Source organism: Pseudomonas sp. ef1, assembly GCF_007293365.2.
GTDB classification, from domain to species: Bacteria; Pseudomonadota; Gammaproteobacteria; order Pseudomonadales; family Pseudomonadaceae; genus Aquipseudomonas; species Aquipseudomonas siliginis.
The window spans coordinates 1,001,903-1,020,132 of record NZ_CM129815.1; the positions used below are offsets into that span (position 1 = coordinate 1,001,903).

Genomic DNA, 18,230 nt, shown 5'->3' on the forward strand with positions numbered 1-18,230 from the left:
TATGGAAACCCGAGCCCATCATGTGTTGATCGGCCTGTTCACGGTGATCGTCGTGGCCGGCGCCCTGCTCTTCGGCCTGTTTCTGGCAAAGTCCAGCGTCGACACCGAGTTCAAGGATTACGAAGTGGTATTCAACGAGGCGGTCAGCGGTCTGTCCAAGGGCAGCTCGGTGCAGTACAGCGGCATCAAGGTCGGTGACGTGGTCAGCCTGCGCCTCGACCCGCAGGACCCGCGCCGGGTGCTGGCGCGGATTCGTCTGGCGGGCGACACGCCGGTCAAAGAAGACACCCAGGCCAAGCTGGCACTGACCGGCATTACTGGCACGTCGATCATCCAGCTCAGCGGCGGCACACCCGAGAGCCCGAAATTGCGCGGGCACGACGGCAAGCTGCCAACGCTGGTCGCCTCGCCCTCGCCTATCTCGCGTCTGCTCAACGACAGCAGCGACTTGATGACCGGCATCAGCGCCCTGCTGCAGAACGCCAACCACATGTTCTCCGCGGAAAACGTCGAGCGCGTGAGCAAGACCCTCGCCCATCTGGAACAGACCACCGGCACCATCAATGACCAGCGCGGCGACATCAAGCAAGCCATGCAGCAACTGGCAACGGTCGGCAAACAGGCCGGCAGCATGCTCGAGCAGACCTCACTGCTGATGCGCAACGCCAACGGCCTGCTCAACGATCAGGGCAAGCAGGCTTTGGGCAGTGCCGAACAGGCGATGAAGTCGCTGGAGCAAAGCAGCGTGACCATCAATGGCTTGCTCAGCAAAAACCAGAATTCGCTGGATAACGGCATGCAGGGCCTCAACGGCCTGGCCCCGGCGATTCGCGAACTGCGCGAGACGCTGACCTCGCTGCGCGCCATTTCCCAACGCCTTGAGGCCAACCCCAGCGGCTACCTGCTGGGCAGCGACAAGAACAAGGAATTCACCCCATGAAGCTGACTCGAATCGCCCTGCTCGGCGCTGGCCTGACCCTGATCGGCGCGTGCTCGATCTTGCCCAAGTCGGAACCTTCGGATGTCTACCGCCTGCCCGCTGCACCGGCGCCCGCCTCGGCCAGCCCGGCGACGGTTCAGTCGTGGTCGCTGCGCTTGAATAAATTGCAGGCCAGCGAAGCGCTGAACCGGCCGAGCATTGCCGTGATTCCGCAGGGCGATGTGATCAGCAGCTACAAGGGCTCGCGCTGGAGCGATCCGGCGCCGGTGCTGCTGCGCAATCGCTTGCTTGATGGCTTCGCGCGGGATGGTCGGGTGACGCTGCTGAGCACCGACGACAGCAACTTCCAGGCGGATCTTGAACTGGGCGGTAGCTTGCAGGCCTTCCAGACCGAATATCAGGGCACCCAGGCCGGCGTTGTGGTGCGGGTTGATGCGTTGCTGGTGCGTGGTTACGACCAGCGCATCCTCGCCAGCCGCCGTTTTGAAGAGCGCCAGTCGTTGAATGATGTGCAGGTGCCAGCGGTGGTCGCCGGGTTTGGCCAGGCCAGTGATCGCCTGACCACCAAGGTCGTCGCGTGGGCCGTCGACCAAGGCCAAAAGCTCGCCCCCCAAAACCTTAAGCCCGACACAACCCCTGTGGGAGCGAGCCTGCTCGCGAATGCGGAGTGTCATTCACATTGATGTGGCTGACACGACGCCTTCGCGAGCAGGCTCGCTCCCACAGTGGATTTGTGGTTAGCCGAAGAACCAGTAGCAGACGCCGATAGCGCCAACCACACCAGCAAACTCCGCCAGCAACGCACACCCCACTGCATGCCGCGCGCGCTGAATCCCCACCGCGCCGAAGTACACCGCCAGCACATAGAACGTGGTTTCGGTACTGCCCTGCACCGTCGCCGCGACCAGCGCCGGGAAGCTGTCGACGCCGGAGGTCTGCATGGTCTCGATGAGCATCGCCCGCGCGGCGCTGCCGGAAAACGGTTTGACCATCGCCGTCGGCAGCGCATCGACGAAGCGCGTGTCCCAGCCGGCCCACTCGACCAGATGACGAATACCGTCCAGGCCGAAATCCAGCGCACCAGAGGCGCGCAACACGCCAACCGCACAGAGCATCGCCACCAGATACGGCAAGAGGTTCTTCGCCACATCGAAGCCCTCTTTCGCGCCTTCGACGAACGCCTCGTACACCTTGACCTTGCGCAGCGCGCCGATCAGCAGAAACAGCATGATCAAGCCGAACAACGTGAGATTGCCGAGGATCGACGACAATCCCGCCAGCGCCGTTGCAGATAGTGTGCCGAGCAGGGCCATGAAGCCGCCGAGAATCAGCGCGCCGGGCACCAGATAGGCGAGCACCACCGGGTCCCAGATGCGCAGGCGTTGCATGAAGGCAACGGAGAGGAAGCCGACGATGGTCGAGCAACTGGTCGCCAGCAGAATCGGCAGGAACACCAGCGTCGGATCCGGCGCGCCTTGCTGGGCGCGGTACATGAAGATGGTCACGGGCAGCAGGGTCAGCGACGAGGCGTTGAGCACCAGAAACAGGATCTGCGCGTTGCTGGCGATGGTGGCGCTGGGGTTGAGCTCCTGCAGCGCTTTCATGGCTTTCAGGCCGATCGGTGTGGCGGCGTTGTCCAGGCCCAGACCGTTGGCGGCGAAGTTCAGCGTGATCAGGCCAAGGGCAGGGTGGCCGGCCGGGACTTCCGGCATCAGCCGCAGAAACAGTGGGCCGAGCACCTTGGCCAGCCACTCGACGATCCCGGCCTTTTCGGCGATGCGCAGAAAGCCCAGCCACAGGGTGAGGGTGCCGAACAGCAGCACCATGACTTCGACCGACAGCTTGGCCATGGCGAAAATGCTTTCCACCATCGCCGCAAAAATCCCGGCGTTGCCGCCGATCAGCCACTGCGCCAGTGCCGACACGGCTGCCACGATGAAGAAGCCAAGCCACAGGCCATTAAGCATCAGTCAAATCCCCCGAAGAATGCGGCGAATGATAGCGGGGTCACCAGAAACGACAAACCCCGGATTTCTCCGGGGTTCGTATGGATCTGCCGCCCCCCGATTTACTGGGTGGCCTCAATCTACTGTAGGAGCTGCCGAAGGCTGCGATCTTTTGATTTTGTTTTTTAAAAGCAAGATCAAAAGATCGCAGCCTGCGGCAGCTCCTACAGGGGGGTGTCAGTTCTTGGAGATTTCGCCAGACGGCAGTTTTTCCTTGCTGCGCCAGTGCGGCAGGGAATTCCAGTAACGCTCGCCCTTGGCGTCGTCGTACATGCCTTCCCAGCGCGCGATAACCAGCACTGCCAAGGCATTACCGATCACGTTCAGTGCAGTACGCGCCATGTCCATGATGCGGTCGACACCAGCGATGAACGCCAGGCCTTCAAGCGGGATGCCGACGCTGCCCAGAGTCGCCAGCAGCACCACGAAAGACACGCCCGGTACACCGGCGATGCCTTTGGAGGTGACCATCAGCGTCAATACCAGCAGCAGTTGCTGGCTGATCGACAGGTCGATGCCATACAGCTGGGCAATGAAGATCGCCGCGATCGACTGGTACAGGGTCGAGCCGTCGAGGTTGAACGAGTAACCGGTCGGTACCACGAAGCTGCAGATGGCTTTCGGCGCGCCGTAGGCTTCCATCTTCTCGATGACACGTGGCAGCACGGTTTCCGAGGAAGCAGTGGAGTAGGCCAGCACCAGCTCATCCTTGAAGATGCGCATCAGCTTGAGCACCGAGAAGCCGAACAGCTTGGCGATCAGGCCCAGTACCACGAAGGCGAAGAAGGCGATGGCGACGTAAACCAGAATCACCAGTTTCGCCAGCGGCAGCAGCGAGGCGAAGCCGAAGTTGGCCACGGTCACCGCGATCAGTGCGAATACGCCAATCGGAGCGTAGTTCATGATCATGTGGGTGACTTTGAACATGCTTTCCGAAACGCCCTGGAACATCTTTACCAGCGGCTCGCGCAGGTCCGACTGCAGGCTCGACAGGCCGAGACCGAACAGTACGGAGAAGAAGATGATCGGCAGCATTTCGCCGCGAGCCATGGCCGCGAAGATGTTCGACGGGATCAGGTTGAGGATGGTCTCGATGAAGGCATGTTCATGCTGCACTTCGGCGGCGGTCGCCTGGTACTTGGAGATATCCACCGTGCCCAGGGTGCTCATGTCGATGCCGGTGCCCGGATGGAACACGTTGGCCAGCACCAGGCCGACGACGATGGCGATGGTGGTGACGATTTCGAAATAGATGATGGTCTTCAGGCCGATACGCCCAAGCTTCTTGGCGTCGCCGACGCCAGCGATGCCGACGATCAGCGAGGAAATGACGATCGGGATCACGATCATCTTGATCAGACGGATAAAGATATCGCCTGCCGGTTGCAGGACGTTGCTGATCCACCAGGCCTTCTCGGCGCTGAAGTGGTTGAGCAACGCACCCAGTGCAATCCCCAGAACCAGACCGATGAGGATCTGCCAGGCGAGGCTGATTTTTGCCTTCTTCATTATCTTTACCCTTACTTGCGTTTGACTCAGGCACATGCAGGAACTGGAACGCTCATCAGCGGAAAAGTCTGTGCATCTGCCTCCGTATAAGGTGCCCCGAAGCGCGTGTTTACGGCTCTTCGGCAGGCGAAAAAAGGCGCAACTATTCCGATGCAAGGTGGCGCCGTCTAATGCCGTAAACGCCTACCCTATGCCGAATCGGCATGAGCTTTTTCAATTGAAACTGGCGTCCCAAGCGGTTCGATTGTGACATTTCAGCCGGCATAAGTGCCGTGAACCGGCCATTACAGCTTAGGGTGGTCAAATTTTGTACAGCGGGAATTGGCGGAAATTTCCAGAAAAACTCCAAATCGAAAGACTAGGAGTCACACGAATCGAGCGCGATCTTTGTCGATATACGGTCGTCAGGAAACACCGCGAAATGTTTTTCCGCACAGTGTCGACGATTCAAAGAAGGGGATTGGCGCGCTGGATCAATGGTTTAGCTGATTCAAAGCCCAGCGCAGATTCGTCAGACCATCGGGTCGACGAACCTGCGGCGCAGCTTTTACCCTGACCCGGCCCTTGCGCAGGTACTCCCTGTACCCGTAGGTCACTCCGACCCTGCATCAGTCAGAACGTCCCGGCCCCCTGGTCATGCGCCGACCCTCATCGGGCGGCGCAATGGAAAGCAGCGGGGCGCTGCTTTCGTGTTCGAAACCTTTGCGCGTCCTGCGTCAGTACCACTTAGGATCTTTCTTCAGGGTTTCCATCAGCAGATCCTGCATGCCCTGATCAGGTTTACCAAAGAAGCGATAAGTCGCGTGGCGCGTCGGCGACTTGTCCTGCGGCAGACCTTCCGGCACATCGACCAGCATGGCGTAGGCGTCATCCTTGTCGAAGCTGAAGGCCACGATCAACCGGTGATTCAGGCACTTGTCCTGACTCTCGCAGAGCGGGCCGACCAGATACTGATCACCATCTTCCGTAACGGCGTGCATCTGTTGCTCGGAAGTGCCGGACAGGTTGATCACCCATTCCGGTACGCGCTCTTCCTTTTTGATCACGCCTTCCCAGGTTTCACGGTACTGCGCGTCGGAGGCGAGCAGTTCGTTGACCCGGGTCTGGCCGTCATTGGCCGCCATGGCCATGGCACTGCCGCCCAGAAGCAGGGCGGCGGCCAATGTCTTGAGACCGATCATCGTTAACCTCGGCCGCGACGGCCAAAGAAGAAGGAAGCGATGAACATCACCAGGAACACGACAAAGAGAATCTTGGCGATACCCGTGGCGGTGCCCGCGATACCACCGAAGCCCAGAACGGCGGCGATGATGGCAATGATCAAGAATGTAATTGCCCAGCTCAACATGGTGATTCTCCTTACTTCTCTATTTAGGGGTGTTTCCGGTTTCCGGCGCTACGCGCCCGAATGTATTCAATGACTTAGAAAACCCAGCGCTCTTCCCGTGGCAATTGATCCAGAGGTTGCGCCTGGTCGACATCGATCATGTGCATCGAAGCGTTCTCGGCCTGGCTGCTGCTCACGGCACTGAAGTGCGTCTGAGTGCTGTGCTGCATCGAAATCAGCGGCTCGGGTTTACGGCTGTTTTCCCAGCTCATGTACTGCTGGCAGACGATCAGGGTGATCAGCAACGCCAGTACACCGAACAGACCTTGCTGGATCTGCAGTGGCGAAATACGTACTTGGGCGGCGATTGGGCGAGTCATCCTGTGTTCCTCACGCTTGTTCTGTTGGGGCAGTGCTGTTCTGCCCGGGCTGAGTGAGGTATTGCAGCCTGCATGCCAGTTTTTTGATGTCAGAAAATATCAATAAAAACAATAAGTTACGCACTCTTCGGAATTTTCCTGCGACGCATCCTGCACGATGGCTCTTCTGCGGTCGTGCGCAATGCACGATTATTTCGTGGGAAATTTCGATGATATGGAATTGCTACCGGTACGCAGATGTCAGAAGAGGACGCAGGATCTGCCCTGCAAAACGCCGAATGTTTTAAAACTCAACGAAATCAACGAATTGGCCGTTATGGCAGTAGAGAGCTACCCTCCTATGGCTGGTATCGTTCAGAATCAACCATGCAACTTGCCCGATTTTTCCGGGACTAACCCAAGACTAATCACTATGGAGCGTAGGAAAAATGGAATCTGCCACTGAGCAACAAGGCCGCATTCTGCTGGTGGACGATGAATCCGCCATCCTGCGTACGTTTCGTTATTGCCTCGAAGACGAAGGCTATACGGTAGCCACCGCCAATAGCGCGGCCCAAGCCGATGCTTTGCTGCAACGTCAGGTCTTCGACCTGTGCTTCCTCGATTTGCGTCTGGGCGAGGACAACGGTCTCGACGTTCTTGCACAGATGCGCATTCAGGCGCCGTGGATGCGCGTAGTGATCGTCACTGCCCATTCGGCGGTCGACACCGCTGTTGATGCCATCCAGGCTGGCGCCGCCGATTATCTGGTCAAGCCGTGCAGCCCTGATCAACTGCGCCTGGCCACCGCCAAGCAGCTGGAAGTACGCCAGCTCTCCGCGCGCCTTGAAGCGCTGGAAGGCGAGATCCGCAAACCGAAAGACGGCCTCGATTCCCACAGCCCGGCGATGAAAGTCGTACTGGAAACCGCACGGCAGGTCGCAAGCACCGACGCCAACATTCTTATCCTTGGCGAGTCCGGCACGGGTAAAGGTGAACTGGCCCGTGCGATCCACGGCTGGAGCAAGCGCGAGAAGAAGTCCTGCGTCACCATCAACTGCCCGTCGCTGACTGCCGAGTTGATGGAAAGCGAGCTGTTCGGCCATAGTCGTGGCGCGTTTACCGGTGCCAGTGAAAGCACCTTGGGGCGTGTTAATCAGGCTGATGGCGGCACGCTGTTTCTCGACGAGATCGGCGACTTTCCTCTGACTTTGCAACCAAAATTGCTGCGCTTCATCCAGGACAAGGAATACGAGCGGGTCGGCGATCCGGTCACTCGCCGCGCCGATGTGCGCATCCTCGCCGCCACCAACCTCAACCTCGAAGACATGGTCCGCGACGGACGTTTCCGCGAAGACCTGCTCTATCGTCTCAACGTCATCACCCTGCATCTGCCGCCATTGCGCGAGCGCGCCGAAGACATCCTGACCCTTGCCGATCGCTTCCTCGCACGCTTCGTCAAAGAGTACGCACGCCCAGCGCGCGGCTTCAGCGATGAGGCGCGCGAAGCATTGCTCGGTTATCGCTGGCCGGGCAACATTCGCGAGCTGCGCAACGTGGTCGAGCGAGCAAGCATCATCTGCCCGCAGGAACGCGTGGAAATCAGCCACCTGGGCATGGCCGAACAACCGGCCAACAACGCGCCACGGGTCGGCGCGGCACTGAGCCTGGACGAGCTGGAGAAAGCGCACATCGGCGCGGTGCTGGCCACCGCCGGCACCCTGGACCAAGCGGCGAAAACCCTCGGCATCGACGCCTCGACCCTGTATCGCAAACGCAAGCAGTACAACCTGTGAGCACTGCGCGATGAAACTGGCGATCAAGCTGCGCACGCGCCTGTTCCTGAGTATTTCTGCGTTGATCACCGTGGCCTTGCTCGGGCTCTTGCTCGGGCTGGTCAGCGTGATGCAGATGGCCGGGTCGCAGGAAGCGCTGGTGCGCAGCAACTTTGTCACTCTGGATCTGGGCCTCAAGCTGCGCCAGACCCTCGGTGATCAATTGATCATCATGCTCGCCGAGAAGCCCGATCCCGTCGCGTTCGAAGCGTCCAAGCAGCACTACTTCGAGTTGCTCGACCAAGGCATCGCCCAGCAGCAGGAGGGCGATGGCCAGCCTTACGGTTTCCGCCAGGCCAAGGCCGATTACCTGAACTTCCTCGCCTCATTCGATGTGACTGCAGAAGCGGCGAAGAACGCCAGCACCAGTGCGGATTTCCGCGAGCGCTTCAATATTCTCCGTAATGGGTTGATTGCTGAGCACAAGCACGCGCTGGACAGTATCAATAAGGTGCAGCACGCCGCTCGCGAACGCGCCCTGCTGATAGCCGGGCTGCTTGGCCTGGTCGGGCTGGCAGTGCTGATCATCGGTTTTGTCACGGCGCAGGGCATTGCTCGGCGCTTCGGCGCACCGATCGAAGCGCTGGCCAAGGCTGCCGACAACATCGGCCAGGGCAACTATGACGTGACTCTGCCGATTTCCACGGCCATGGAAGTCAACCTGCTGTCGCGACGCTTCGGCCTGATGGCCGAGGCGTTGCGCGAACACCAGGCGATGAATGTCGACGAACTGTTGGCCGGTCAGCAGCGCTTGCAAGCGGTGCTCGATAGTATCGACGACGGTTTGTTGATGATTGACCGCCAGGGTCAGCTCGAACACCTCAACCCGGTGGCTCAGCGCCAGTTGGGCTGGGAAGATGATCGACTGGGCCAAGGCTTGGGCACCGCGCTCGGCCGCCCGGAACTGGATGCGCAACTGCAATTGGTCCTGCGCGGCGGCACGCTGGAGCGGGCGCCGGAAGATCTGAGCATCGAAGTCGATGGCGAATCGCGCCTGCTGACTTACAGCCTGACGCCGGTCAGTCATACCCAAGGGCATATTCTCGGTGCGGTGATGGTGCTGCACGACGTCACCGAGCAACGCGCGTTCGAGCGCGTGCGCAGTGAGTTTGTCTTGCGCGCTTCCCATGAACTGCGCACGCCGGTCACCGGCATGCACATGGCCTTCGGACTGTTTCGCGAGAGGGCGAAATTCCCGGCTGAATCGCGCGAAGCTGACCTGCTGGATACGGTCAACGAAGAAATGCAGCGGCTGATGCAATTGATCAACGACTTGCTGAATTTCTCGCGCTACCAGAACGGTCTACAGAAACTCACCCTGGCGCCATGTTCCATTGAGGACCTGCTGGAGCAGGCGCAGCTGCGCTTTGCTGACGTGGCTGCGGCCAAAGGTGTTGCGCTGAACGTCGAGATTCAAGGCCCGCTGCCGAGGTTGCAGGCTGATCAGGCGCAACTCGATCGCGTCCTCGACAATCTGATCGACAACGCCTTGCGCCATACCGCCCGCGACGGCCAGATCCGTCTGCAGGCGCGCCGCCATGGCGAGCGGGTGATCATCAGCGTCGAAGACAATGGCGAGGGCATTGCCTATGGGCAGCAGGGGCGGATCTTCGAACCGTTCGTGCAAGTTGGACGCAAGAAGGGCGGTGCCGGCCTTGGCCTGGCGCTGTGCAAGGAAATCGTCCAGCTGCACGGCGGGCGCATGGGCGTCTACTCGCGGCCTGGGCAGGGCACCCAGTTCTACATGGCGCTGGCCGTTTAAGCCTCGTCGTCCATACGCCGCCCGGCCAGGCGTCGACCTCGGGTGATCAGTTCGATGAATTGCACGGCGCTCAAGGCGTGGGCGAACAGCCAGCCCTGACCGAACTTGACCCCCTCACTGCTGAGCAGCGCTGCCTGGGATTCCAGCTCGATGCCTTCGGCAATCACTTTCAGATCCAGCGCCTGCGCCATGTGAATGATGTGCGGAGCGACGCCGCTGCTCGCCGCGTCATGGCCCAGCGCATCGATGAACGCCTTGTCGATCTTCAGGCAGTCCACCGGCAAGGTCTGCAGATAGGCAAGGCTGCAATAGCCGGTGCCGAAATCATCAATCAGCACCTGATGGCCAACGTCGCGCAAGGCTTGCAGGTTTTCCCGCGCCACCACTACATCGATCAGACCGCGTTCGGTGACTTCGAAGGCTATCTGCCGCGCGGCGACACGGTGCAGCGCCAGCAGTCGCGCCATGACCTGGCCGATGCGCGGCACCATGACGTCGCATGCCGCGAGGTTCACCGAGATATACAGCTGCGGATTGGCGCGCAGTAACTGGCCCAGTTGTTCGAGCAGACGCTGCAACACGAAGTCGGTCATCTGCCGGATCTGCCCGGTGTTCTCCGCCATCGGAATGAACAGGTCGGGGCTGGTCAGGGTGCCGTCCGGGCGCCGCCAGCGCAGCAGCGCTTCGGCGCCGACGCAGTTGCGGCTGTCGAGGTCGAAGATCGGCTGATACAGCACCTGCAACTCACCCCGGCGGATCGCTCCGTGCAGCTCGGCATCCAGTGACTGGCGCTGACGCACCAGCAGCAAGGTCAGAAAGCCGACAACGGCGCCGGCGATCAGGCACACCGGCAACAGCCACCACCACACAGCCGGGACGTGCATGCCCGTGCGCGGCGTGATCAGCACCAATTGATATTCCGGGTTGTCGGTGGGCATGCGATAGATCAGCCGCGTTTGCGTGACTTGCAGCGCATCACGGCTCTTCGGGGGCCAGGGTTCGGTCGGTGGCCAGGTCTGTGCGGTGCCGAGCACCGGAATCGCGCGAGTGCCGTGATCGAGTACCACCAGCAGGCTGCTGCCGGGCGACAGATCGACCATGTCGGTCAAATGTCCGCGCGAGGTAGCGACACGGAAGTTACCGCGCCCGAGCATCAGTGCCGCGCGGTTTTCATCGGGTTCGGTGGTGGTATTCAGCCAATAGCTGTAGGTCGGGCCCTGAATGTCCGGCGCGCGCACCAACGACAGACCTTCCTGGCGCGGACGGTTGGAGCAGAATCGCGAAGCGTCCATATATGCCGCTTCATAGACGAAGCGGTAGTTGAAGGTGACTTGCTGCAGGGTCGCGATCATTTCTTCGTCGCAGCCACGCAAGGGCTGGGCTTCAAGATCGTCGAGACTTTCGCGCAACTGGCCGAACAATTGTTCGAGGCGAGCGAGGAAACGCTCGCCCTGGGCGTTCATTTCCTGGCTCTCGCGCATTTCCATCTGGCGTATCGCTGCGAACATACCGCCGGCGATCAACAGGCTGGCGCTGAGGACAGCCGCGATCATCGCCAAAAAAGCAGGGCGATAAAACCAGCTACGCAGCGTCTCTCGGGTCGCAGCCATCAAGGATTTTCCGAAGAATTACCATGAGTTATAGCTGCTGATTGCGATTTCGCCCTGACCGTCGGGCGGGCGTCATTATTTTGTCTGATTGAGGACCAGAAGAAGTGCTGCGGTTTGCGCATCCGGCGTCCCGTCGAAGCGAGCAGGGCGGTAATGCATCTGGAACGCGGCGAGGACATGGCGCGTGGCGACGTCCAGTTCGCCGGTTTGCGGCGTGTCGTAACCCAGGCGCGCAAGTTGCGCCTGGAACCAGCCGATCTCCGGCAACGGGTTGCTGTTGAACACCGCCTGCTGACGCGCCACAGCTTGCTCGTTCGGCCACAGGCCAAGGCCTTCGGCGGCGAGACGTTTCCAGGGGAACAGTGGCCCCGGATCAAGCTTGCGCAACGGCGCGATGTCGCTGTGACCGATGATGTGCCGCGGGCTGATGCCGTTGCGCTTGCTGATGTCCTTGAGCAGCGTAATAAGCGACTGGATCTGCGCTTCGCTGTACGGATACCACAGGCGCCCGGTCGGGGTGTCCTTGTAGCCGGGATTGACGATTTCGATGCCGATGGAGCTGGAGTTCAACCAGGTGCGGCCTTGCCATTGACTCTCGCCGGCGTGCCAGGCCCGTTGGTTTTCGTCCATCAGCTTGTAGATTGTGGCGTTCTTGTCATCGCCGATCAGGTAATGGCTGCTGACGTCGCCATGGGTCAGCAATTGCAGCGAACGCTCCAGCGACGCCGAGGTGTAATGCACCACGACAAACTGGATGCGGCTGTCGTAATTGGCCGAAGGGTGGCTGGTGTCATAGCGCGGGCCGCTGGCGCAACCAGCGAGGACGAGCAGCGAGGCAACAAGGGCAAAGAATTTCATGGCAGAGGACAATACGCAGAAGACAGTAATGCAACAGTGTAACGTACCGGTTTGGCCAGCGTCCGCCAGCGGGCGGAATTAAACAAAATGGAACAATTGCGTTAGCCGAGCTCCACTCGGTTGCGTCCGGCGTTTTTTGCCCTATACAGCGCCTGATCGGCTCTTTTCAACACAAGATCGCTGTGTTCTCCGACCCTGAACGATGCCAGTCCCATGGAAATCGTAATGGTCACTCGCTCGCCCTTGAAATGAAACGGGCAGGCTTCGATCGCCGCGCGCAGGGTTTCCAGCAGTTTTGCGCCAACCGCTGGCGGCGTCGCCGGCAGCAACAGCACAAACTCTTCACCGCCGAAACGAGCGATGAAATCCGAGCCGCGCAGGCGTTTGCGCAATACCGTGGCGATGATCTTCAGCACTTTGTCGCCCGCCAGGTGGCCGTAGCTGTCGTTGATGCGCTTGAAATGATCGAGGTCGAGCATGGCCAGGCTAAGGGTGTTGCCGTGCTGCTGCCATTGCTGGATTTCATGCTCCAGGCGTTCACTCCAAGCCGCGCGGTTAGGCAGGCCGGTCAACGGATCGATAAGGGCTTTCTGCCGCTGTTCCTCAAGGTGTTCGCGGAAACCCAAGGCTTCCTGCTCCATATGCGCGACCCGCTCCGACAGGCTCTTCAGCCTGGCGGCGACTTCCTGCTCGCGGGCGTCGCGCTGCTTCTGGTGCTGATCCATCGTTCCCAGCAGGCCTTCCAGATGATTCTCCAGCACATGCTTGAGGTCATCGAGGTCGGCTGCTTGCTGGACGCTGCTCTGCAAGCCGTCGACCTGCTCGCGAATCTGCGTGTCCATGGCCCGCGCCGCCGAGCTGTTGTCGGCATGCCCTTCGCTGGCCGCTTGCAGGTTGCTCTGGAACGCTTCAAGGCGTTCGTTGAGCTGTTGCAGATAGGCTTCGAATTCATGCTGCCCGCTGTCGGTAATCGCCAGCATCAAGGTCGCCAGATCGTCGAGGATCGGCAACAGTTCGTACCAGTTCAACCCGTGTTTGAGCCGTTCGCGCATGGCTTCGGCTTGCGGCCGGTGACGCTCGGGCAGGGTCAGGTCATCGAGCAGGCCGATCAGCGTGTCTTCGATGTGTCTGGCCACGGAGCTGTAGGACGGCTCCGGGGAATCCGGCAGCGCGAAGAGGATGTCGTGTTCCGACTGCTCCGGGTCGATGGCGGCCAAGGCCTGAGCGATCGGCTCGGGCAGGGGCAGGCTGTCGAGAATCAGCGGCGACGTATCGCCGGGATGGATCAATTCATCGGGGTTGAACGCCTCGGCTGCTGGCGCAGCGACGGTCATCTCGGCGTCCGCGGCGGGTTCAACTCGCGCTGGCTCGGATTCAACGACGACCACAGGCGCAGCGAACGCAATGACTTGCGGCTCATCAGGCGGCGTCTGGGCGGGCGTTTCGATGATGGTCTCGGGCGCTGCGATCGCTGGCTCCGCGTTGGCCACCGGTGCCGATTGCGCAGGCTCCGGTTCAGGCTGCTGAGCTTCGACCAGCTGCGGCACTGGTGTTGCTGGTATGTCGGCCGCCGGTGCAACGGTTTCTTCACTGTCGCGACTACCAAACAAACGCTGCAACAACCCCGGCCGCCCCGGCTCGGCAGGCGTTTCCAACTGACTCAAGGCCTTGCCCTGCAAGCCACTGAGTTCGCTCAGCAGCAGTGGCATTTCCCGCGCCTGACCGACGCGGCTGTCCAGTTGTTTGGCAAATTTCTTCAGCGGTTGCGCGACTTCGCGCGGCAGCGGCAAAGCCTGCAACTGGGTGACCAGCGCGGTCAGCGCGGTGCTGACCTGATCAATGCGGGTCTCACGGCGCTGCTCGGAGTCGAGCACGGCTTTTTCCAGGCGCGGCAGCAGGGCGGCGAGGCCGGCGTCCATGTCATCGGTACGCACCACTTCGCGCATTTCTTTCATGCACTGATCGACGACCTTGTCGGTGCCCTCGGCCGCCAGCGTGCTGCGCACCAGACCGCGCCGCAGCAGGTCCAGTCGCGCGGCCCAGCGGCGTTCGAGCTTGTCCTGCTGTTCGATGCTCTTGAGGTACTTCTCTTTCCAGCGCTGGGCGTCGTCGCTCATTCACAGGTTCCGCGAGGGGCAGGGCTCAACGCGGGCAATGCGTCGGCCGTGAGCGAACCCGGCAGACGAATTTCCACCGCGACCGGCAGGTGATCGGAAATGGGCTGGGCCAGTACCTCGACCTTTTCCAGGGTCAGGGTCGGGCTGAGCAGAATATGATCAAGGCAACGCTGTGGGCGCCAGCTGGGGAAGGTCGCTTCCACCTGCGGGGCCAGCAGGCCGAGATCGCGTAATGGCGAGTGTTCGAGCAGGTCGCTGGCATGGGTATTCATGTCGCCCATCAGCACCTGATGCTTGTAACCGCTGATCAAATCACGAATGTAGGCCAGTTGCAGGCTGCGCGTCCGCGCGCCGAGGGCCAGGTGCATCATTACCACCACCAGCGCTTCCGGACCTTCGCCGAAACGCAGCAGGATCGCGCCGCGACCTTTCGGGCCGGGCAGCGGATGATCCTCGATCGCCCACGGCTTCAGGCGACTGAGCACGCCATTGCTGTGCTGGGCCAGTCGACCGAGGTTGCGATTGAGTTGTTGATACCAGTAGGGAAAGGCGCCGAGATGGGCCAGATGTTCGACCTGATTGACGTAGCCCGAACGCAGGCTGCCGCCATCGGCTTCCTGCAGCGCGACCAGATCGAAGTCGCCGAGCAGGTCACCGATCTTCTGCAGATTGCCGGAACGCCCGGTGTGCGGCAGCAGATGCTGCCAGCTGCGGGTCAGGTAATGCCGATAGCGCTCGGTGCTGATGCCGACCTGAATGTTGAAACTGAGCAAGCGCAGACGCTGGTCTGCGGGCAGGCCCGTAGACGCCAGATGATGCTCGTTGACCTGCGGATCATGCAGGCCAACGATGCGTTCGGACTTCCAGCGGCGCATGGCGAATGCCGCGCTTAGTTGGCAGCAGCCTTGTTCGCCGCTCGCTCTTTGGCGACCAGATCGTCAGCCAGCTTCAATGCTTGCTCGGCACCACCGGCAGAGCCGATGTCGAAGCGGTATTTACCATTGACGATCATGGTTGGCACGCCAGTGATTTCGTACTTCTTCGCCAGCTCACGGGCCTTGACGATCTGGCCTTTGATAGCGAACGAGTCGAAAGTGGCGAGGAACTTGTCCTTGTCCACGCCTTGAGTGGCGAGGAAGTCAGCCATGTCGTTCTTGTCGGTGAGCTTCTTGTGTTCTTTCTGGATCGCGTTGAACACGGCGTTGTGCACCTGGTGCTCGACACCCATGGCTTCCAGAGTCAGGAACATCTGGCCGTGAGCGTCCCATGGGCCGCCGAACATGGCGGGAATGCGCACGAAGTTGACGTCGGACGGCAGTTTTTCAACCCATGGATTGATCACTGGCTCAAAAGCGTAGCAATGCGGGCAGCCGTACCAGAACAGCTCGACCACTTCGATCTTGCCAGGCTTTGCCACCGGCACCGGATTGGCCAGTTCGACATAAGGGGCGGCAGGGGCTTCAGCGGCCTGGGCGGTGACGCCGAACAGGCTGGCAGCGACGAGGGCGGCGCTGATGATCAGATTACGCATGCTTTACTCCTGAACAATTTGGGTCGCCTCGCTCGACCTGTTGCGACACAGATCCTGGCGGGCATGAGTGCTGTAGTGTAACGGCAGCGGCCACAAAAAAGGGCGGCCAAAGCCACCCTTTTTATACTTGCTGCGAAGGATTAATCGAGCGTTAACGTGGCCGGCGCTGCGCGCCTCGTTCAGCCCTCGAATCAGGGCCTCAGTGCAGGCCCTGGATGTAGCTGGAAACCGCAGCGATGTCTTCGTCGCTCAGCTTGCGCGCGATGGTGCGCATGGTCATTGCGTCGCCGTCGTTGGCGCGACCGCCTTCTTCCTTGCGGAAATCGGTCAGTTGCTTGGCGATGTATTGAGCATGCTGGCCACCCAGATGCGGGAAGCCTGCTGCAGCATTGCCGGCACCGTTCGGCGAATGGCAGCCGGTGCAGGCTGGCAGGCCTTTTTCCAGGTTGCCGCCACGGAACAGCGCTTCACCGCGAGCGACGATCTTCGGATCGGCGGCGCCGACACTGCCTTTCTGACTGGCGAAGTACGCAGCGATGTCGGCCAGATCCTGATCATTCAGGTTGGTCAGCAGCCCGGTCATTTCCAGCACCACGCGCTTGCCCGACTTGATGTCGTGCAATTGCTTGTCGAGGTAGCGTTCACCCTGACCTGCCAGTTTCGGAAAGTTTGGCGCCATGCTGTTGCCGTCCGGGCCATGGCAGGCCCCGCAAACGGCAGCTTTGGCCTGGCCTGCTGCGGCATCGCCGGCAGCATGGGCGATACCTGAAATTCCCACGGTCAACAGCAGACTCACGATCAATTTGTTCATCAGCTAATCCAACTACGGCTAAGGGTTAAGTTATGGACCGGGCTTACTCTCGCTCATCCACAGGATGATGGCCTGGTAATCCTCGGCACTGCAGTCCATGCACAAACCACGCGGCGGCATCGCCTTGAAACCCTGGGTCACGTGTTGCACCAGCGTCCCCATACCTTTCGCCAACCTCGGCGTCCAAGCTTCCTGATCGCCTCTTGCGGGCGCCATGGGTAGTTGGCCGGAATGACAGGCACCACAAACACGGTTGTACACAGCTTCCGGATCCTGTGTAGCCTGTGCGCTGTAAAGCGGCATCAAGACTCCGGCAGCCAGCAGCCATTTCGTCATAAAACGACCTTTTCAGGGTTGAGAGCGTTCTGCGTTCTAATGCGCAATCAAAGTCTGTCGCTCTCGTGAGCTTCATCCTTCGCTGGGACAAAGCACACACAAAATCTGCGGCATTATATACTGGCGTCACTGAAACGGAAGCGACACCGCGTTCCGCGCCCAATCCCGGCGCCGCCCACATCGGAAATCCCATGCAACTCAAGAATCCCATCCTCGGCCTGTGCCAACAGTCCACGTTCATGCTCAGTGCCGCCAAAGTCGATCAATGCCCTGACGACGAAGGCTTCGAAGTGGCGTTTGCCGGTCGTTCCAACGCCGGCAAATCCAGCGCGCTGAACACCCTGACTCACGCCAGCCTGGCGCGCACCTCGAAAACTCCGGGTCGCACACAGCTGTTGAACTTCTTCAAGCTAGACGAAGATCGCCGTCTGGTCGACCTGCCGGGCTACGGTTATGCAAAAGTACCGATCCCGCTCAAGCAACACTGGCAGCGCCACCTTGAGGCTTACCTCGGTGGTCGGGAGAGTTTGAAAGGTCTGATTCTGATGATGGACATCCGCCATCCGATGACCGACTTCGACCTGCTGATGCTCGACTGGGCCGTCGCCGCCGGCATGCCGATGCACATTCTGCTGACCAAAGCCGACAAGCTCACCTACGGCGCAGCCAAGAACACCCTGCTGAAAGTACAGTCGGAAATCCGCAAGGGCTGGGGCGACTCGATCACCATCCAGTTGTTCTCCGCACCAAAACGCATGGGCCTGGAAGAGGCCTACACCGTATTGGCCGACTGGATGGAACTGGCAGACAAAAACACCGAGACCGCAGCCGAGTAAGACAATTTCAAAACTGACTGTGGTGCTGTCAGGCAAGGCGAAAGCACCGCTAAAAAGCGGAGTTTAGGGTACCTAAATGAGCATTTTTAGCGGTGCTTTTAACGCAGCATGACGGCATCACAGCCAGTTTTGGGGCAAAAAAAGCCCCGGACTTCATTGGGGAGGGAGAAGTTCCGGGGTTTAAGTTCCGAACCGCTAGGGCGGGGTTCAGATATCTGCCAACACTTAACACAACATAGGAGCATCGAAGGGCTTCACCAGCCATTCAGTACCTCTGAGTGTTCGGTCGACAGATTAGTTCAGATTTTTTTCAAAAAGCTTTGGAATAGCCTCAAGCATTTATCGTTCTAAGCCGGTTTACGGGGCTTGCCGCGACCTCGCGTCGCGGCACCT

At 60.3% G+C, this 18,230-nt stretch carries 17 protein-coding genes; 5 read left to right on the top strand and 12 right to left on the bottom strand.

Annotation, left to right across the window (positions count from 1 at the left end; genetic code table 11):
• Window position 1: 1 nt before the first annotated feature.
• The gene (locus tag FEE99_RS04765; protein WP_016772359.1) at window positions 2-940 is read left to right on the top strand and encodes an MlaD family protein; all 939 of its coding nucleotides are present in this window, start codon (window positions 2-4) and stop codon (window positions 938-940) included.
• Window positions 937-1,623, top strand: a complete 687-nt coding sequence (locus FEE99_RS04770) for an ABC-type transport auxiliary lipoprotein family protein (RefSeq protein WP_447121754.1) — start codon at window positions 937-939, stop codon at window positions 1,621-1,623. The genes FEE99_RS04765 and FEE99_RS04770 overlap by 4 nt, the downstream gene beginning before the upstream one ends.
• Window positions 1,624-1,677: 54 nt before the next feature.
• Here FEE99_RS04770 and FEE99_RS04775 read toward each other — a convergent pair whose 3' ends face one another.
• The 5 genes from FEE99_RS04775 to FEE99_RS04795 form a co-directional block, all read right to left on the bottom strand.
• Window positions 1,678-2,907: a nucleoside recognition domain-containing protein gene (locus FEE99_RS04775; RefSeq protein ID WP_041476489.1), complete on the bottom strand. Its 1,230-nt coding sequence runs from the start codon at window positions 2,905-2,907 to the stop codon at window positions 1,678-1,680.
• A 216-nt stretch (window positions 2,908-3,123) separates the two neighbouring features.
• Window positions 3,124-4,455 (bottom strand): glutamate/aspartate:proton symporter GltP, encoded by a 1,332-nt coding sequence (gene gltP, locus FEE99_RS04780; protein WP_041476488.1) that lies wholly within the window; start codon window positions 4,453-4,455, stop codon window positions 3,124-3,126.
• Window positions 4,456-5,171: 716 nt separating this feature from the next.
• Window positions 5,172-5,636 carry an inhibitor of vertebrate lysozyme family protein gene (locus FEE99_RS04785; RefSeq protein WP_016772356.1) on the bottom strand — a complete coding sequence of 155 codons (465 nt, stop codon included), beginning with the start codon at window positions 5,634-5,636 and terminating at the stop codon, window positions 5,172-5,174.
• Between the two features lie 2 nt (window positions 5,637-5,638).
• The gene (locus FEE99_RS04790) at window positions 5,639-5,803 is read right to left on the bottom strand and encodes a DUF1328 domain-containing protein (protein ID WP_003177151.1); all 165 of its coding nucleotides are present in this window, start codon (window positions 5,801-5,803) and stop codon (window positions 5,639-5,641) included.
• Between the two features lie 74 nt (window positions 5,804-5,877).
• On the bottom strand, window positions 5,878-6,162 hold the full coding sequence (locus FEE99_RS04795; RefSeq protein WP_024014979.1) for a hypothetical protein: 285 nt from the start codon (window positions 6,160-6,162) through the stop codon (window positions 5,878-5,880).
• A 428-nt stretch (window positions 6,163-6,590) separates the two neighbouring features.
• Here FEE99_RS04795 and algB point away from each other — a divergent pair, with 428 nt between their 5' ends.
• Together algB and FEE99_RS04805 are read left to right on the top strand one after the other, a co-directional pair.
• Window positions 6,591-7,937, top strand: coding sequence for a sigma-54-dependent response regulator transcription factor AlgB (gene algB / locus FEE99_RS04800; protein WP_024014980.1), 1,347 nt, complete (start codon window positions 6,591-6,593; stop codon window positions 7,935-7,937).
• 10 nt (window positions 7,938-7,947) lie between these two features.
• Window positions 7,948-9,738: an ATP-binding protein gene (locus tag FEE99_RS04805; RefSeq protein WP_041476487.1), complete on the top strand. Its 1,791-nt coding sequence runs from the start codon at window positions 7,948-7,950 to the stop codon at window positions 9,736-9,738.
• On the opposite strand, the gene FEE99_RS04810 is transcribed toward FEE99_RS04805, so the two are convergent.
• From FEE99_RS04810 to FEE99_RS04840, 7 genes are all read right to left on the bottom strand, one after another.
• On the bottom strand, window positions 9,735-11,348 hold the full coding sequence (locus FEE99_RS04810) for an EAL domain-containing protein (protein WP_041476486.1): 1,614 nt from the start codon (window positions 11,346-11,348) through the stop codon (window positions 9,735-9,737). The two genes, FEE99_RS04805 and FEE99_RS04810, sit on opposite strands and share 4 nt — an antisense overlap.
• A 75-nt stretch (window positions 11,349-11,423) precedes the next feature.
• Window positions 11,424-12,206, bottom strand: coding sequence for an N-acetylmuramoyl-L-alanine amidase (locus tag FEE99_RS04815; RefSeq protein WP_041476485.1), 783 nt, complete (start codon window positions 12,204-12,206; stop codon window positions 11,424-11,426).
• Between the two features lie 101 nt (window positions 12,207-12,307).
• Complete coding sequence (locus FEE99_RS04820) at window positions 12,308-14,323, bottom strand: diguanylate cyclase (RefSeq protein WP_041476484.1); 2,016 nt, start codon at window positions 14,321-14,323, stop codon at window positions 12,308-12,310.
• Entirely contained in the window at window positions 14,320-15,198 is an 879-nt protein-coding gene (locus FEE99_RS04825) for an endonuclease/exonuclease/phosphatase family protein (protein ID WP_024014985.1), read from the bottom strand. Before FEE99_RS04825 ends, FEE99_RS04820 begins: the two co-directional genes overlap by 4 nt.
• 14 nt (window positions 15,199-15,212) lie before the next feature.
• Complete coding sequence (locus FEE99_RS04830) at window positions 15,213-15,854, bottom strand: thiol:disulfide interchange protein DsbA/DsbL (protein WP_016772349.1); 642 nt, start codon at window positions 15,852-15,854, stop codon at window positions 15,213-15,215.
• 199 nt (window positions 15,855-16,053) lie between these two features.
• Window positions 16,054-16,665, bottom strand: coding sequence for a c-type cytochrome (locus FEE99_RS04835; protein WP_041476483.1), 612 nt, complete (start codon window positions 16,663-16,665; stop codon window positions 16,054-16,056).
• A 30-nt stretch (window positions 16,666-16,695) separates the two neighbouring features.
• On the bottom strand, window positions 16,696-17,001 hold the full coding sequence (locus FEE99_RS04840) for a c-type cytochrome (RefSeq protein ID WP_016772347.1): 306 nt from the start codon (window positions 16,999-17,001) through the stop codon (window positions 16,696-16,698).
• A gap of 191 nt (window positions 17,002-17,192) precedes the next feature.
• Here FEE99_RS04840 and yihA point away from each other — a divergent pair, with 191 nt between their 5' ends.
• On the top strand, window positions 17,193-17,837 hold the full coding sequence (gene yihA / locus FEE99_RS04845) for a ribosome biogenesis GTP-binding protein YihA/YsxC (protein WP_041476482.1): 645 nt from the start codon (window positions 17,193-17,195) through the stop codon (window positions 17,835-17,837).
• Window positions 17,838-18,230: the final 393 nt, after the last annotated feature.

Bases quoted from the DNA above. Each gene is read 5' to 3' on its own strand.
- yihA (WP_041476482.1), top strand. From the start codon at position 17,193: ATGCAACTCAAGAATCCCATCCTCGGCCTGTGCCAACAGTCCACGTTC.
- FEE99_RS04830 (WP_016772349.1), bottom strand. From the start codon at position 15,854: ATGCGTAATCTGATCATCAGCGCCGCCCTCGTCGCTGCCAGCCTGTTC.
- FEE99_RS04810 (WP_041476486.1), bottom strand. From the start codon at position 11,348: ATGGCTGCGACCCGAGAGACGCTGCGTAGCTGGTTTTATCGCCCTGCT.
- FEE99_RS04805 (WP_041476487.1), top strand. From the start codon at position 7,948: ATGAAACTGGCGATCAAGCTGCGCACGCGCCTGTTCCTGAGTATTTCT.
- FEE99_RS04835 (WP_041476483.1), bottom strand. From the start codon at position 16,665: ATGAACAAATTGATCGTGAGTCTGCTGTTGACCGTGGGAATTTCAGGT.
- FEE99_RS04815 (WP_041476485.1), bottom strand. From the start codon at position 12,206: ATGAAATTCTTTGCCCTTGTTGCCTCGCTGCTCGTCCTCGCTGGTTGC.
- FEE99_RS04840 (WP_016772347.1), bottom strand. From the start codon at position 17,001: ATGACGAAATGGCTGCTGGCTGCCGGAGTCTTGATGCCGCTTTACAGC.
- FEE99_RS04770 (WP_447121754.1), top strand. From the start codon at position 937: ATGAAGCTGACTCGAATCGCCCTGCTCGGCGCTGGCCTGACCCTGATC.
- algB (WP_024014980.1), top strand. From the start codon at position 6,591: ATGGAATCTGCCACTGAGCAACAAGGCCGCATTCTGCTGGTGGACGAT.
- FEE99_RS04785 (WP_016772356.1), bottom strand. From the start codon at position 5,636: ATGATCGGTCTCAAGACATTGGCCGCCGCCCTGCTTCTGGGCGGCAGT.
- FEE99_RS04775 (WP_041476489.1), bottom strand. From the start codon at position 2,907: ATGCTTAATGGCCTGTGGCTTGGCTTCTTCATCGTGGCAGCCGTGTCG.
- FEE99_RS04790 (WP_003177151.1), bottom strand. From the start codon at position 5,803: ATGTTGAGCTGGGCAATTACATTCTTGATCATTGCCATCATCGCCGCC.
- gltP (WP_041476488.1), bottom strand. From the start codon at position 4,455: ATGAAGAAGGCAAAAATCAGCCTCGCCTGGCAGATCCTCATCGGTCTG.
- FEE99_RS04825 (WP_024014985.1), bottom strand. From the start codon at position 15,198: ATGCGCCGCTGGAAGTCCGAACGCATCGTTGGCCTGCATGATCCGCAG.
- FEE99_RS04765 (WP_016772359.1), top strand. From the start codon at position 2: ATGGAAACCCGAGCCCATCATGTGTTGATCGGCCTGTTCACGGTGATC.
- FEE99_RS04820 (WP_041476484.1), bottom strand. From the start codon at position 14,323: ATGAGCGACGACGCCCAGCGCTGGAAAGAGAAGTACCTCAAGAGCATC.
- FEE99_RS04795 (WP_024014979.1), bottom strand. From the start codon at position 6,162: ATGACTCGCCCAATCGCCGCCCAAGTACGTATTTCGCCACTGCAGATC.